This window comes from Streptomyces sp. S063 (genome assembly GCF_002832675.1).
Lineage (GTDB): Bacteria > Actinomycetota > Actinomycetes > Streptomycetales > Streptomycetaceae > Streptomyces > Streptomyces sindenensis.
Genome location: NZ_CP021707.1, coordinates 272,967 through 286,595, shown reverse-complemented (window position 1 = coordinate 286,595; position 13,629 = coordinate 272,967). Strand labels below are relative to the sequence as shown.

Genomic DNA, 13,629 nt, shown 5'->3' with positions numbered 1-13,629 from the left:
AACTCGATGACCCCGATGAGAGGAACGACCATGAAGACCATTCACCCCAAGATCACCGAGGTACTGACCGGGACGTTCAAGGTGCCCGCCCACGAGGTCCTGCCGGAGTCCACGATGGACAGTCTGGAGATGGACTCCCTCGCGGTCGCCGAGTTCGCCGTCATCATCAAGGAGACCCTGGGCGTCGACGCCGACTCCGAGAAGCTCTACAAGGACGCCACACTCGCCGACATCTCCGCGTACATCGACGCGGCCGTCGGCAGCGCGGCGGCCGAGGCGACGGTGCCGGTGAGCAACACCCGATGAAGCGACCCGCCATCGCCGTGACAGGGCTGGGGATGATCACCCCGGTCGGCCACACCACCGACACCACCTGGGACGGCGTCCGCGCCGGCGTCTCGCCCGCCCGCACCGTCTCCGAACTGCGGGGCTGCGCCGTCGACTTCGCCTGTACGGTCTCCGGCATCGACCTTGACGAAGCGGTCGGCGGCCGGTCCGCGTTCCGGATGGGCCGGTACGTCAAGTTCGCTCTCCTGGCCGCTCGGGAGGCGGTCGCCGACGCCGGGCTCGATCCGGCGCACTGGGACGGCGCCCGGGTCGCCGTCGTGGTCGGGACCAGCAGCGGAGGATCCGCCGGACTCACCGAACAGGCCGTCGCCCTGGAGCGACGCGGCCCCGAGGCCACCTCGCCGTCGGGCATCCTGCTGACCATCCCGAACATGCCCGCGGCCGAGATCGCCATCGCGATGAAGGCCACCGGACCCAGCCTCGCCCCGTGCACGGCCTGTTCGTCCGGGGTGACCGCACTGTCGGTGGCCCGGGACATGCTGACCCTGGGCCAGTGCGACATCGCCATCGCCGGGGCCACCGAGTCGATCGTGTTCCCCGTCGCCATGACCGGCTTCGCCCGCTCCGGCGCGGCGGCACCGCGGGACGGCGACCCCGCCCGGCTCTGCCGCCCCTTCGCCGCCGACCGGGCGGGCATCGTCATGGGCGAGGGCGCGGCGATCATGGTTCTGGAGCGGGCCGAGGAGGCCCGCGCCCGAGGAGCTTCCCCCCGGGCGCTGATCGCGGGGACCGGCGCCACCACCGACGCCCACCACCCCACCAGCCCGCACCCCTCCGGAGAGGTCGCACGGGCAGCCGTCGACGCCGCGCTGCGCGACGCGGGCTGGCGGGCCGAGGACGTCGACCACGTCAACGCCCACGGCACCGCGACCCCGCAGGGCGACGCCACCGAAGCCGCCCTCATCGGCCGGGCCTACCCGCACCGGCCGCCCGTCACCGCCCCCAAGGGTGTCCTGGGCCACTGCATGGGGGCGGCCGGCGCCATCGAGGCGGGCCTGACGATCCTCACGCTCCAGCACGGGGTGATCCCTCCGATCGCGAACCTGGACGCCCCCGAGCCCGGATTCGCCATCGACTGCGTCACCAAGACCCCGCGCGAGGTCCCCGTACGCCGGGCCGTCAGCCACTCCTTCGGCTTCGGCGGCCAGAACGCGGTGATCGCCCTCCAGGCTCCCCAGGTCTGAACGGGATCCGCGCGGCCGGTACGGCGGGCCGATCCCGCGCCGCACCGGCCCTGCGGGCCGTCATCCACCACACCGCACCCGAGCTGCGAGACGTGCCGGGGCCCGCCGAACCCAGCGACGGGGGCAGGGCATCCGGTGTGCAACCGGAACCGACGGATTGCCCGCGCCCCGGCCCAGCCCTCCCGGCCCGAACGGCCCCGGACAGCCCGCCGGGCGGACTCGAAGCTGCGAGCCCGCCCGGCGGCCGAGGACGTGGGAGCGGCCTTCCGGCCACCTGGGGTCGAGACGGTCAGCGGCGTCGCCCCTGGCCGAACTCGCCGCCGGCGTCCTTGCCGGTACCCGTGTCCCTACCGTCCGCGTAGTCGATCTTCTCCTTGCGGATCTCCGCGGAGACTTCCTTCTGCTCGGTGACCCGGTTGGTCTCCAGCCGGACCCGCTCCACCGGCACGGCCTCCTTGCGCACGGTGGCGCGTTCCGCGTGCAGCGTGACCTCGACGTCCTGCTCGGCGAAGTCCGTGGTCCCGGTGGTCTTCTCGCCGGGCCGGAGCGGTTCACGGACCACCCGGACCTCTTCGTGGGAGACCGGCACCGTCCGGGTGACCTCCTCGGTCACCACGTACTTGTGCAGCCGTGCCTTGCCGCTCTCGTACTCCTCCTTGCCGACGTGCAGCTGCTCCTCGGAGCGGATCATCTCCTCCTTGCCGCTCATGTCGGCCGCCCGGGACGTCCCCGCACCGGCGCCCGCCAGCGGACGTGCCGTGGTGGACGCGTCCGTGTCGCGATGCCTGCCCGTACCGCTGCCTGCTCCTGCCATGCCCGCAGCTCCTGTCGTTCCCGCGCCGGCCGTCCCGGCGCTCGTCCCGGCGGTGGTCGCCTTGGCGCCGGGGGGCGTTCCGGTGCCCCGCGCCGTGCCCGCGGCACCCGCCGCGCCCATCGCCCCGGTCCCGGCGACGGTCGGCGCGTCCATGCCGGGCGACCGGTTCTCGCCGAGATTGCCGGACTTCCTGCTCAGGCCGTAGTGCCGGTACAGCTCCTCCTCCTCGGCCACGGAGAGGTGCGCGTCCGCGTCCACCCGGGGCGCGTCCTTGACGCTCTCCTTCGGATGGGCGACGTGCAGGTCGGAACCCACTCGACGGGCTCCGGCGAGCGGGACGAAGCTCTCCTTCATGCCGAACAGGCCGGTCTTGACCGTGACCCAGTCGGGCTTGCCGGTGTCGTCGTCGACGTACACCCGGCCCACGCTGCCGACCTTCTCGCCGTCGTTGTCGTACACGGTCAGACCGTCGAGTTCTCCGGAATCCGTGAAACCGTCAGCGGCTCCCATAACCGATTCCTCCTCTCGGGCACGCCCTGTGGCTGGCTCCACCGGAGGTGGCGCGTCCGGCTTCCATCGCGCCTCACCCGCATGGACGCTGCAACCGCCCGCCCACCCCGATCGCGGCTCCCGGAAGCCCGTTGCGGGGCCCCGGGCCCTGTGCGGCGGCACCGGGCCACTCCGGAGCGCATTACGCCAATCGGGTGAGTCACCCGCGCTCGCATAGGATCGGCGGACCACGGCGGCCGCAGGACGGATCACCGCCGACCCGCCGAACCACCAGGGGTGCGCCATCTCTTCCGTACGTCTCGGGCTGCCCGCGCAACGCGGCGAACCGCGCGCGGACCTTCGCGACCGGCACGAGGGCGGACAACACCTCCACCACCTCGTGTGGCGGCTGGGGCCGGGCGTGCGGGTGTGCAGCAGCGCGGTGCTCGGCGGTGGCATCGGCTCCCGGGCCTGGATCCTCAACGCCCAGGTCCCCGGTGGCTACCCGCGCCTCGATCCGGACCGCCATCTTGCCGAGATCGCGGCAGCGGAGGGGCTCTCGGGACCGGGGGCCGGGCTGATGACCGCCGCCGACGTCGCCGCGTACACGACCGCCGAGGACGGCGGCGTCACGGCGACCGTCACGGCGGGCCTCGGTGTGCGGGGCTGGGCGGCGGCCCCCGACGACGACCGGGCGCCCTCGTTCCGGCCCGGGACGGTCAACATCGTCGTCAGCCTTCCCGTGGCGCTCTCCGACGCCGCCCTCGTCAACGCCGTCGCCACCGCCACCGAGGCCAAGGTCCAGGCGCTCCTGGACGCGGGACTCGACTGCTCGGGCACGCCGACCGACGCCGTGTGCGTCGCCGCCCCCGAGCCGGGGCACGAGGGCGGCGAACCCTTCGCCGGACCCCGTTCCACCTGGGGCGCGCGGATCGCCCGCGCCGTGCACCGCGCCGTACTGGCCGGGGCCCGCCCGGCCGCGTGACCCGGTCGGACCACCGTCAGCGGGTACGGGGCATGACATGCGCGTTCAGCGGGCGGCCGGGACCTCGGCGATCGAACGGCCCGCCCACGCGGGCGCGGGCTCGACGAGCGAGGCCAGCCGTTCCCGTACGGTATCCGGGAACGGAACGGTGCGGCCCGCCCGTTGGTCCACGTGGAGCGCCAGCAGTTCGGTCGTCGCCACCGGCGCGGCCTCCGGCCCCGGTGCGTCGTCGGGGGCGTCGACCACGTACAGCTCGTGGCAGAAGCGCGCCTTCTTCGCGTCCACGCCCAACAGCCGGGTACGGACGGTGAGATGGGCCCCCTCGGCCACTTCACGGAGATAGCGCACATGCGACTCGGCGGTGTAGAGCGAGCAGCGGGTGCTCTCCCGGTATCCGGCGTGCAGCCCGGTCTCGATCATCATCGCGTCGGTGGCGTACCCGAAGACCAGGACGTAGAACGCCTCGCTCATATGGCCGTTGTAGTCGATCCACTCGGGCCGTACGGTCCGGTGGAAGAGCGGGAGCGAGGCGTCGTCGTCGGCCACGGCGGTCTGCTCGGTCTCGGCCGGCTGTCCGATCGCGGCCGTCCGCTCGTGCGGGTGCTGCTCGCTCATCGGGTCGCCTCCTCGGCGGTACGGGGCAGGCGGCCCGTCGCCCGCAGGATGTCGATGACGCCCCGGTCGCGTTCGGCGACCAGGTCGGCGATGCTCCGGCCGTCCGCTGCCTCGTCGCAGCCGGCCACCACCGCCTCGTACAGGGCCCGGTCCAGTTCGGGTGCTTCGAGCCGGGTCCAGGGTGACTTCAGCGACGGGCCGAAGTGGTCGAGCATATGGGCCATCCCGCCCTCGCCGCCCGCGAGCGCGAACGTGAGCATCGGCCCCATCACGGCCCAGCGGAGCCCCGGCCCCTCGGTGATCGACGCATCGATCTCCGCGACCGTGGCCTCGCCGTTGGCGACCATGTGCAGCGCCTCGCGCCACAGGGCCTCCTGGAGCCGGTTGGCTATGAAGCCGGGTACCTCGCGGTCCATGGTGATCACGGACTTCCCCGCGACCTCGTAGAAGCGCGAAGCCCACTCCACCGCGGCGGGGTCGGTGCGTTCACCGCCGACGACCTCCACCAGGGGGATGAGGTAGGGCGGGTTGAAGGGATGCCCGACGACGAGGCGCCCGGGGTCGGCGGCCTGCGTCTGCATGTCCGTCATCGGATAGCCGGAGGTCGACGAGGCGATCACCGTACCGGCGGGGGCGGCGGCGTCCAGCCGGGCCAGCAGGCCGCGCTTGAGGTCGAGCTTCTCGGGGGCGCTCTCCTGGACGAACTGGGCCTCGGTCACGGCCTCTTCGAGGGTCGCGGTGACGGTCAGCCGGTCCTGCGAGGCCCCGTCGGCCAGGCCGAGCCGTTCCAGCGCGGGCCAGGCGGCGGCGATGAGGCGGTGCAGCCGGACGGCCGCGTCGGGGGCCGGGTCCCAGGCGGTGACGTCGTAACCGCGAGCGAGGAAGTGGGCGGCCCAGCCACCGCCGATCACCCCGGCGCCGACGCAGGCCACGCGGCGTACGTCCTCGGGGCGCAGGAGGAGAAGGGCCCGGGGGGCGGGGTGGGGGAGGGGATGACGGTCATGGGCGGCACTCCGGAAAGACGGTGAGAGGAAGAGGAGTTGGGAGATCGGGGAGATCAGGTGCGTGGGCGCAGGCCGAGCTTCTCGCGGGCCTCGTCGGGTGTGGCGACCCGGGAGCCCAGGGACTCGGTGATCCGCACGGCGCGCTCCACCAGCTGGCCGTTGGTCGCCTTGACGCCCTTGCCCAGATAGAGGTTGTCCTCCAGGCCGACCCGTACGTGTCCGCCGAGCAGGATCGACTGCGCGACCCAGGGCATCTGCATCCGGCCGAGCGCGAAGCTCGCCCACTGGGCGCCCTGGGGAAGCATGTTGACCATCGACTGGAGGACCCCCGGGTCGGCGGGCGCGCCCCACGGGATGCCCATGCAGAGCTGGAAGACCGTGGGGTCGTCGAGCAGTCCCTCGGCGAGGAGCTGCTTGGCGAACCACAGCTGCCCGGTGTCGAAGATCTCCAACTCGGGCCTGACGCCGAGTTCCTGGATGCGCTTCGCACCGGTGCGCAGCATGTCGGGGTGGAGACGTAGAGGTTGCTGCCGTCGCCGAAGTTGAGCGAACCGCAGTCGAGGGTGCAGATGTCCGGCAACAGCTCCTCCACGTGCGGCAGCCGGTCCAGCCCGCTGACCAGATCGGTGCCCGGGAGCTGACGGAGCGGGGCGTCCGGGTCGATGACCAGGTCACCGCCCATGCCTGCGGTCAGGTTGATGACGACGTCGGTGCCGGTCTCCCGGATCCGCTCCACGACCTCCCGGTAGAGCCGGGGGTCGCGGGAGGGTGCGCCGGTCTCCGGCTCGCGGACGTGGATGTGGACCACGGCCGCGCCCGCCCCGGCGGCCTCGACGGCGGAGGCGGCGATCTGCTCGGGCGTCACCGGGACATGGGGGCTGCGGCCGACGGTGTCGCCGGCTCCGGTGAGGGCGCAGGTGATGATGACGTCTTGGTTCACGGGCATGCGGAAACATCTCCTCCGGGGGAGCTGACAGGGCTGGGGAGCTGGGGGTGGTGAGGGCTGCTCGTCGTCGTACGGGGGTCAGTCGGCCCTGAGGGCTGTCAGGCAGGCGTCCACGTGGGCGATCAGCGTGTCGTGCATGGCCTGTGCGCCGGTGCCCGGGACTCCGTCGACCTGGCCGTCCGGTTCGGTGGCCAGGACCTGGGAGGCCAGGCCGTCGATGAGTGCGGTGAGGGCGAGGGCCGCGCTGTCGGCGTCGACCGGACGGAACACACCCTGCTCGATGCCGCGCCGGATCACGTCGGCGACCGTTCCCCGCCACTGGCGGTAGTACTCCACGTGGAGCCGCCCGACCGTGGTGGACCGGGCGGCCTCGGCCCAGAGGTCGAGCCAGACGCACCACTGCCGCCGTTGCTGCTCGGTGCGGGGCGTCTGGAGTTCGATCAGCAGGCGCAGTTCGTCCCCGGCGTGCCGCGTACCGGCCGTGGCGTCGGCGCGGCGACGGGTGTCCTCGTCCATGCACCAGCGGACCGCGGCTTCGAGCAGTTCGTCACGGCCGGGGAAGTGGTAGTGGATCGCCGCCGTGCTGGTGTGGCAGGCCGCGGCGATGTCCGCGACCCGCACGGCGTGGAATCCGCGTTCGGCGATGAGCCGGACGGTTTCGCGCACGATCTGGAGAGGCCTGCCGCCCTCCGGCGAGGCCAGCGGCGGGCGAGGGGCCGACGAAGAGCGTGCGGTCGACGGCGTCGCCGCCGCACCGGCCGCTGTACGGCCTGCCACGTCCGCGCCCGCCGCCGCATCGGCCGCCGACCCGAGCAGCCGGCCCACGTCCACACCACCGATGTCCGCGATCCGGGCCAGTTCGGCGGCGGTGAAGCGGCGCGTGCCGTTGAGGGACCGGGACAGCTTCGACGGATCGATGACGATCCGCCGCGCGAACTCCCGCGCGCTCACACCCGCCGCGTCGATCACCTGCCGGACCCGTGCGGCCACCTCGTCCTGCTGCTGCATGGTCAGCCACCGTAACGACGTGTTGAGAAAATCTCAACACGAATATGCTGTCGACCACGAAAGAAGAGGGGTGTTGCGGTTCTGACTGATGCATCAGTCAGAACCGCAACACCCCTCCTCCGGGCTGTTCGCCCCGGCGGCGGTCACTCCTGGACGAGCATCCCGCTCCGCAGCTTGCCCAGCATCCGGCTCAGCAGACGCGACACGTGCATCTGCGATATCCCGAGCTCCGCGCCGATCTGCGCCTGGGTCATCTCCTGGCCGAAGCGCATGTCGATGATCCGGCGCTCCCGCTCGTCCAGTTCATCCAGCAGGGGCGCGAGGGCATGAAGATTCTCCACGGTCTCCATGGCGGGGTCCGGATCGCCCAGCACGTCGGCGAAGGTCCGCCCGGCGGTCTGGCCGGGTCCGGCCTCCGCGGTGTCGGTCGGCATGTCCAGGGAGCCCGCCGTATAGCCGTTGGAGGCGACGATCCCCTCCGTGACCTCGGACTCCTCGATCCCCAGGTACTCCGCCAGCTCCTTCGGCGTGGGGTCCCGGTCGAGTTCGCCGGCCAGGGCCTCCTTCGCCTTGGCGAGATCGACCCGCAGCTCCTGGAGACGTCGCGGCACGTGCACGGCCCAGCTCGTGTCGCGGAAGAACCGCTTGATCTCCCCGACGATGTACGGCACCGCGAACGAGGTGAACTCGACCTCCCGGGAGAGATCGAAGCGATCGATCGCCTTGATCAGCCCGATGGTGCCGACCTGGACGATGTCCTCCATGTCGCCGCTGCCCCGGTTGCGGAAGCGGTTGGCGGCGAAGCGGACGAGGGACAGGTTCATCTCGATGAGGGTGTTGCGCGCGTACTGGTACTCGTGGGTGCCCTCCTCCAGGACCTGGAGGCGGTCGAAGAAGAGGCGTGAGAGGCGGCGCGCGTCCAGCGGAGCGACCTTCCCGGCATCCTCGATCCACGGAAGCTCTTCGGTTGTGCCTGTCCGCTCCGTGCCGGCGGTCTGCGAGGTCTGCACGGTCATGTCGCGTCACGCTCCCTGGTTTCTGGTTCGTAGGCCCTGAGGCCTGTTCGCCTTCCCGGGGGTACGGCTCTCATGCGTCGCGGAGGGAGTTGATCTGGCCATACGGATCGAATTGGCCGGAAGCAAGCCTGATTCGGTCCTGAGGAGCCGTCACGCACGGGGGTCGGAGACACGGGTGACGGGCGCGCCTTGCGGAGCGCACGAGAGGGGCGTGAGCCGTGGAGGCACGAAGAACCGCCCCACCGGTACGGGGGAGCCCGGTGGGGCGGTCGCCACCAGAGTGCCACAGGCGGGCGGCCGTTGGGACCGCACCGGCACGTATTGGCCTACGGATGAGTCGTTTTCGCCGCTCGTCCGCGTGCGGGCACGCGCCGCGACGCCCCTTCGCACCTCCCGCACACCTCCCGATGACCGCGGGGCCATGAACAGATCTGCCTCGCGGAACACCCGCAGCACCTACTGCCCACTTCGCCGAGAGCCGTGGCCGGGCTCTGCGCCATCCCGACGACGTCACCCGGAGGCGGTCCCGCTCGGCCCGGAAGACGTGCCGGAGATGCTGGACCTGGTGACGATGGCGGGGGAGTGGCTGCACCCGCCCGGCCGGACCGAGATCAGCGGCGTCTGCACGGATGAGTCCGTACGGGGGGCAGCGGCTGGCGAGCCGGCTGGTCCTGGCGGTCGCGCACGAGATCCGAGCGCGCGGCGAGACGCCGTTCCTGCACGCGTCCGCCTCCAACACGGGCGCCATCCGGCTCTACGAGTCCCTGGGCTTCCGGCTCCGCCGGCGTACGGAATTCCTCTCGGCCCTCGTCCCCGCCACGTTCCCCTCGGCCCACGAGACCAGAGGCACCCGCTGGTCCGGGGCCGAGGTCCCGGGCCGGAAGTCCCGGACGGGACCTTCGGCACCCCTCAGGGCCCTAAGGCCTCCTGCGCGGACGCCCTCCTCCCGGTCAACTGGAAGGGACCGACCGAAACCGCGGGCGGCGCCGATGCACCAACGGGAGGACAGGCCGTGCCCATGACGTTGCTGGACAGGGCACGCAAACCCCAGACGCCGAAGAGGCGGAGCGGTGTACGGCACCGGGAGGGTGCCGTACAGAGCCCGGACGCGGGCATCGCGGCGGTGTCCGAGGGCCGCATCGGCAACTGGGCGCTGGTCGGAGGGCTCGCCCTGCTGACCCTGCTGGCCGTCTTCCTCGACGTCAGAGCAGGTAACGAGCTGCGGGTCGTGCCGCTGCTCGTGGTCGTCCCGGCCCTCGCCTCCGTCTACTGCAGCCTCCGCCAGACCATCTGGGTCGCGGTGTGGATCACCACGGTCGTCGTCGGTTTCCGGGCCGGGGCGGACGGAACCTTCTGGGACTTCGTCTTCGGTATCGGCTTCGCCGTACTCGCCTGCGCCCTCGGGGTCGCCGCCTGCGCGGCGCGTATCCGGCACGCCACCGAGATGGCGCGGCTGCGATCCGCCGTCGTCACCCTGCAGCGCCAGATCCTGCGCCCGCTGCCCGTCGTGACCGACCACGTCTTCGCGCACGGGCTCTACGAGCCGATCGAGGAGGACCGCTTCGTCGGCGGAGACATCTACGAGGTCGTCGAGTCGCCCTACGGGACCAGGGTGATCATCGGGGACGTCCAGGGCAAGGGGCTCGCGGCCATCGGCGCCGGATTCGCGGCCATCGCCGCGTTCCGCGAGGCGGCCATCCGTGAACCCACGCTCACCGGAGTGGTCCAGGCGCTGGAGGACGCGGTCGTCCGGCACAACGAGTTCTCCGCCCAGACCGGCGAGGCCGAACGCTTCGTGACCGCGCTCGTGCTCGGGTTCGACGAGAGCGGCCGGGTGGAGGCCGTGAACTGCGGTCACCTGCCGCCCCGCCTGCTGTGTGACGGCCGGACCTCGGCCGTCACCCTGCACCGGACCTCCGTCCCCCTCGGCCTCGCCGGACTCAGCCGGGAGGCCCGTGGGGCCGAGTCCTTCGACTTCCCGCCGGACGCGACGCTCCTCGTCGTCACCGACGGGGTGACCGAGGCCCGCGACGCCACGGGTGCCTTCTACCCGCTGGACCAGCGGGTAGCGGCCTGGGCCGGCCACGGCCCGCGCGAGCTGCTCGACGCGCTCCATGTCGACCTGGAGGAGTTCTCCGGCGGCATCCGGCGCGACGACGTCGCCGCCCTGGCGCTGCGCCGCGCCCCCGCGGTCACCCGCTGATACGTCCGAATACCTCCTCTGCATCTGATGCCATCCGATGCGTTGATGCGCCCTCCTGATGTCCCCATGAGACGAATGTCGCGTGGGGACATTTTCAGGTGTACGGTGCATGTATGACTCCGGAACAGAAGATCCCGGAGCGGCGCAGCCGTAAGGCGCGCCGCACCCGCGACACCCTGGCGCAGGCCGCGTTCGAGCTCGTGCTCGACCGGGGGCTGCGGAACGTGACGGTTGAGGAGATCGCGGAATCCGCGGACGTCGACCGCCGTACGTTCAGCCGGTACTTTCCGAGCAAGGAGGCCGCCGCCCTCGACTCCCTGCGGGGCGACGGCGACCGCATCAACGCGGCCCTGCGCGCCCGCCCGGCCCCGGAACCCCCGCTCCTCGCCTACCGGCGGGCCGTCCTCGACTGGCTCGCCGATCCGGAGGCGGAGGCCTGGCACCGCCGCCCCCGCATCTTCGAGCTGCTGGTGGTCGCCGAGGAGGAACCGACGCTCTACGCCGTCTTCCACCACATCCGGGTGGACGCCCAGGAGGACTCGATCGCCATCGTCGCGGACCGGCTCGGCGTCGATCCCCGGCATGACATCCGGCCCGCCGTGACCGTCGCCGCCGGAGCGGGCGCGCTGCTCGCCGCCCAGGCCGCCTGGGTGCGCGGGGGCCGTCCGGACGCCCTGCCCGAACGGGTCGTCGAGGCCTTCGACGCACTGGCAGAAACAGCCGGAGAAGCGACAGAAACAACAGAAACAGCAGAAGTAGAGGCAACCCCATGAGCAGCACCGAACACAGCTCCAGCTCCTTCTCCACCTCCGCGGAAACAGGCACGGGCGCGCCCTCGGCCGAGTTCGCGGGCCGCACGGCTCTCGTCACCGGCGGGGCCTCCGGCATCGGCCTCGCCCTGGCCCGGCGGCTCGCCGCGGGTGGCGCGGCGGTCGTCGTCGCCGACTACGACGAGGAGAACGCGCACAAGACCGCCGCCGAGCTGGAGAGCACCGGAGCCAGGGCCGCCGCCGTCGCGATGGACGTCACCGACCCGGCCTCCGTCGAGGCGGGCGTGCGGTTCGCGGTGGACACCTTCGGCGCCCTCCACCTGGCCGTGAACAACGCCGGTATCGCGGGCCCCAGCGGCCCCACGGGTGAGTACCCGGTCGAGGACTGGAACCGTGTCGTCGCCACCAACCTCAGCGGTGTCTTCCACTCGATGCGCTACGAACTGCCCGCCATCGTCGCGGCGGGAGGCGGCGCGATCGTGAACATGTCGTCCATCCTCGGCACCAACGGCTTCGCGGGATCGCCCGCCTACGTCGCGGCCAAGCACGGCGTCGTCGGCCTCACCAAGACCGCGGCGCTCGAATACGCCTCCCGGAACGTCCGGATCAACGCGGTCGGCCCGGCTTCATCGACACCCCGCTCCTGCGGAACGCCGACCCGGCGGCCCGCGAGCACCTGATCTCCCTGCACCCGGCCGGGCGCCTCGGCACCGCCGAGGAGGTCGCCGAACTCGCCGCCTTCCTGCTCTCCGACAAGGCCTCCTTCATCCACGGCAGCTACCACCTGGTGGACGGCGGCTACTCCGCCCCGTGAGCGAGGGCCCGAGTGGCGGGCGGGGGACACGGGGGCGACAAAGAGAGCAGAGAGAAGAACGGGGGGCCGGCGAGACCGAGCAAGAAGCAAGGAAGAAGCGAGGAGACCCATGAAAGCCGTTCAGTACCGAGCCGTCGGCGCCGCCCCCGAGGCGGTCACGGTCCCGGATCCCGAGCCCGGCCCCGGCCAGGTCCTGCTGAAGGTCACCGCCGCCGGCGTCTGCCACTCCGACATCGCCGTGATGAGCTGGCCGGCCGACCAGATCCCCTTCCCCCTGCCCCTCACCCTGGGCCACGAGGGTGTCGGCACGGTCGCCGCCCTCGGTGACGGTGTCGACGCCTTCGCGGTCGGAGACTCCGTCGCGGTGTACGGCCCCTGGGGCTGCGGCACCTGTGTGAACTGCGCGGAGGGCAAGGAGAACTACTGCCTGCGTGCCGGGGAGCTCGGCATCATGCCGCCCGGCCTCGGCGCCCCGGGCGCGATGGCCGAGTACATGATCGTCGACAACCCTCGCCACCTCGTCCCGATCGGCGACCTGGACCCGGTGAAGACGGTGCCCCTCACCGACGCCGGACTCACCCCCTACCACGCGATCGTGCGCTCACTGGCGAAGCTCGTGCCCGGTTCCACCGCCGTCGTCATCGGCACCGGCGGCCTCGGCCACGTCGCGATCCAGCTGCTGCGCGCCATGACGGCCGCCCGGGTGATCGCCCTCGACGTCACCGAGGACAAGCTCGCGCTGGCCAGGACCGTCGGCGCCCACGAAGCGGTCCTCTCCGACGAGAAGGCGGCCGCCCGGGTGAGGGAACTGACCGGCGGACTCGGCGCCCATGTGGTCCTCGACTTCGTCGGAGCGCCGCCCACCGTGCAGACCGCCGGAGCCGTCGCCCGCGTGGACGGCGACGTCACCATCGTGGGCATCGGCGGCGGCGCGCTCCCGGTCGGCTTCGGGACGCTCCCGTACGGGGCCAATGTCTGCGCCCCCTACTGGGGCTCGCGCAAGGAACTGGCCGAGGTCCTCGACCTGGCCCACGCCGGAGCGGTGGACGTCCACGTGGAGACGTACTCCCTCGACGAGGCCCCGCTGGCGTACGAGCGCCTCCACGACGGCAGGATCAACGGCCGGGCCGTCATCCTGCCCAACGGCTGACCCACGAGCGGGGGCGGCCGGATTCCCGGCAGGGGAAAACCCCGGCAGGGGGAGGCCGCCCGCCGCTAGACTGGCCGACATGGGTTCGTACCGCTTCTACTTCTTCCGCTGATTCCCGGCCCGGACGGCCGCGGCGCGCCGCACCGCGCGTCCCACTGAGACGCCCCGGTGCCAAGTCCCTCGTGCGTCGTGACGCGTGCTCGTGACGTGACGCGTGACTCGCGATGAGGCCCCGGTGACGTCGACGTCACCCCGCGCGCCCTCCGCCGTCCCTCCGCCGTCC

Annotated in this window: 11 protein-coding genes and 3 pseudogenes; 8 read left to right on the top strand and 6 right to left on the bottom strand. The window is 72.1% G+C overall.

All coding sequences use genetic code 11. The features are described 5' to 3' along the window. Window positions 1–30: 30 nt before the first annotated feature. Both CCZ36_RS01365 and CCZ36_RS01360 read left to right on the top strand, forming a co-directional pair. Window positions 31–306 (top strand): acyl carrier protein, encoded by a 276-nt coding sequence (locus CCZ36_RS01365; protein WP_069735184.1) that lies wholly within the window; start codon window positions 31–33, stop codon window positions 304–306. Further along, the gene (locus CCZ36_RS01360; protein ID WP_069735183.1) at window positions 303–1,532 is read left to right on the top strand and encodes a beta-ketoacyl-[acyl-carrier-protein] synthase family protein; all 1,230 of its coding nucleotides are present in this window, start codon (window positions 303–305) and stop codon (window positions 1,530–1,532) included. The genes CCZ36_RS01365 and CCZ36_RS01360 overlap by 4 nt, the downstream gene beginning before the upstream one ends. A gap of 289 nt (window positions 1,533–1,821) precedes the next feature. Here the strand turns inward: CCZ36_RS01360 and CCZ36_RS01355 are convergent, their stop codons facing one another. Continuing rightward, window positions 1,822–2,856, bottom strand: a complete 1,035-nt coding sequence (locus CCZ36_RS01355; RefSeq protein WP_069735182.1) for a DUF2382 domain-containing protein — start codon at window positions 2,854–2,856, stop codon at window positions 1,822–1,824. Between the two features lie 283 nt (window positions 2,857–3,139). On the opposite strand from CCZ36_RS01355, the gene CCZ36_RS01350 reads away from it, so the two are divergent. Continuing rightward, window positions 3,140–3,820, top strand: coding sequence for an adenosylcobinamide amidohydrolase (locus CCZ36_RS01350; RefSeq protein WP_443069836.1), 681 nt, complete (start codon window positions 3,140–3,142; stop codon window positions 3,818–3,820). Window positions 3,821–3,865: 45 nt separating this feature from the next. Here the strand turns inward: CCZ36_RS01350 and CCZ36_RS01345 are convergent, their stop codons facing one another. From CCZ36_RS01345 to CCZ36_RS01325, 5 genes and pseudogenes are all read right to left on the bottom strand, one after another. Beyond that, window positions 3,866–4,435 carry a thioesterase family protein gene (locus CCZ36_RS01345; protein ID WP_443069782.1) on the bottom strand — a complete coding sequence of 190 codons (570 nt, stop codon included), beginning with the start codon at window positions 4,433–4,435 and terminating at the stop codon, window positions 3,866–3,868. Continuing rightward, a complete protein-coding gene (locus CCZ36_RS01340) occupies window positions 4,432–5,391 on the bottom strand; it encodes a 3-hydroxyacyl-CoA dehydrogenase NAD-binding domain-containing protein (RefSeq protein WP_128819380.1) in 960 nt (319 codons plus the stop codon). Before CCZ36_RS01340 ends, CCZ36_RS01345 begins: the two co-directional genes overlap by 4 nt. 101 nt (window positions 5,392–5,492) lie before the next feature. After that, window positions 5,493–6,385, bottom strand: a pseudogene (locus tag CCZ36_RS01335) (3-keto-5-aminohexanoate cleavage protein). Between the two features lie 78 nt (window positions 6,386–6,463). After that, window positions 6,464–7,393, bottom strand: a complete 930-nt coding sequence (locus tag CCZ36_RS01330; RefSeq protein ID WP_128816890.1) for a TetR/AcrR family transcriptional regulator — start codon at window positions 7,391–7,393, stop codon at window positions 6,464–6,466. A gap of 143 nt (window positions 7,394–7,536) precedes the next feature. Next, entirely contained in the window at window positions 7,537–8,409 is an 873-nt protein-coding gene (locus tag CCZ36_RS01325; RefSeq protein ID WP_069735178.1) for an RNA polymerase sigma factor SigF, read from the bottom strand. A gap of 514 nt (window positions 8,410–8,923) precedes the next feature. Here CCZ36_RS01325 and CCZ36_RS01320 point away from each other — a divergent pair. From CCZ36_RS01320 to CCZ36_RS01300, 5 genes and pseudogenes are all read left to right on the top strand, one after another. After that, window positions 8,924–9,254, top strand: a pseudogene (locus CCZ36_RS01320) (GNAT family N-acetyltransferase); the annotation flags it as partial. A gap of 173 nt (window positions 9,255–9,427) precedes the next feature. Further along, window positions 9,428–10,612: a PP2C family protein-serine/threonine phosphatase gene (locus CCZ36_RS01315; RefSeq protein WP_128816889.1), complete on the top strand. Its 1,185-nt coding sequence runs from the start codon at window positions 9,428–9,430 to the stop codon at window positions 10,610–10,612. A 113-nt stretch (window positions 10,613–10,725) separates the two neighbouring features. Then, on the top strand, window positions 10,726–11,385 hold the full coding sequence (locus CCZ36_RS01310) for a TetR family transcriptional regulator (protein ID WP_128816888.1): 660 nt from the start codon (window positions 10,726–10,728) through the stop codon (window positions 11,383–11,385). Continuing rightward, window positions 11,382–12,196: pseudogene (locus tag CCZ36_RS01305) on the top strand (SDR family NAD(P)-dependent oxidoreductase). The gene CCZ36_RS01310 and the pseudogene CCZ36_RS01305 overlap by 4 nt, the downstream one beginning before the upstream one ends. A 109-nt stretch (window positions 12,197–12,305) precedes the next feature. Beyond that, a complete protein-coding gene (locus tag CCZ36_RS01300; protein ID WP_128816887.1) occupies window positions 12,306–13,346 on the top strand; it encodes an NAD(P)-dependent alcohol dehydrogenase in 1,041 nt (346 codons plus the stop codon). Window positions 13,347–13,629 lie beyond the last annotated feature (283 nt).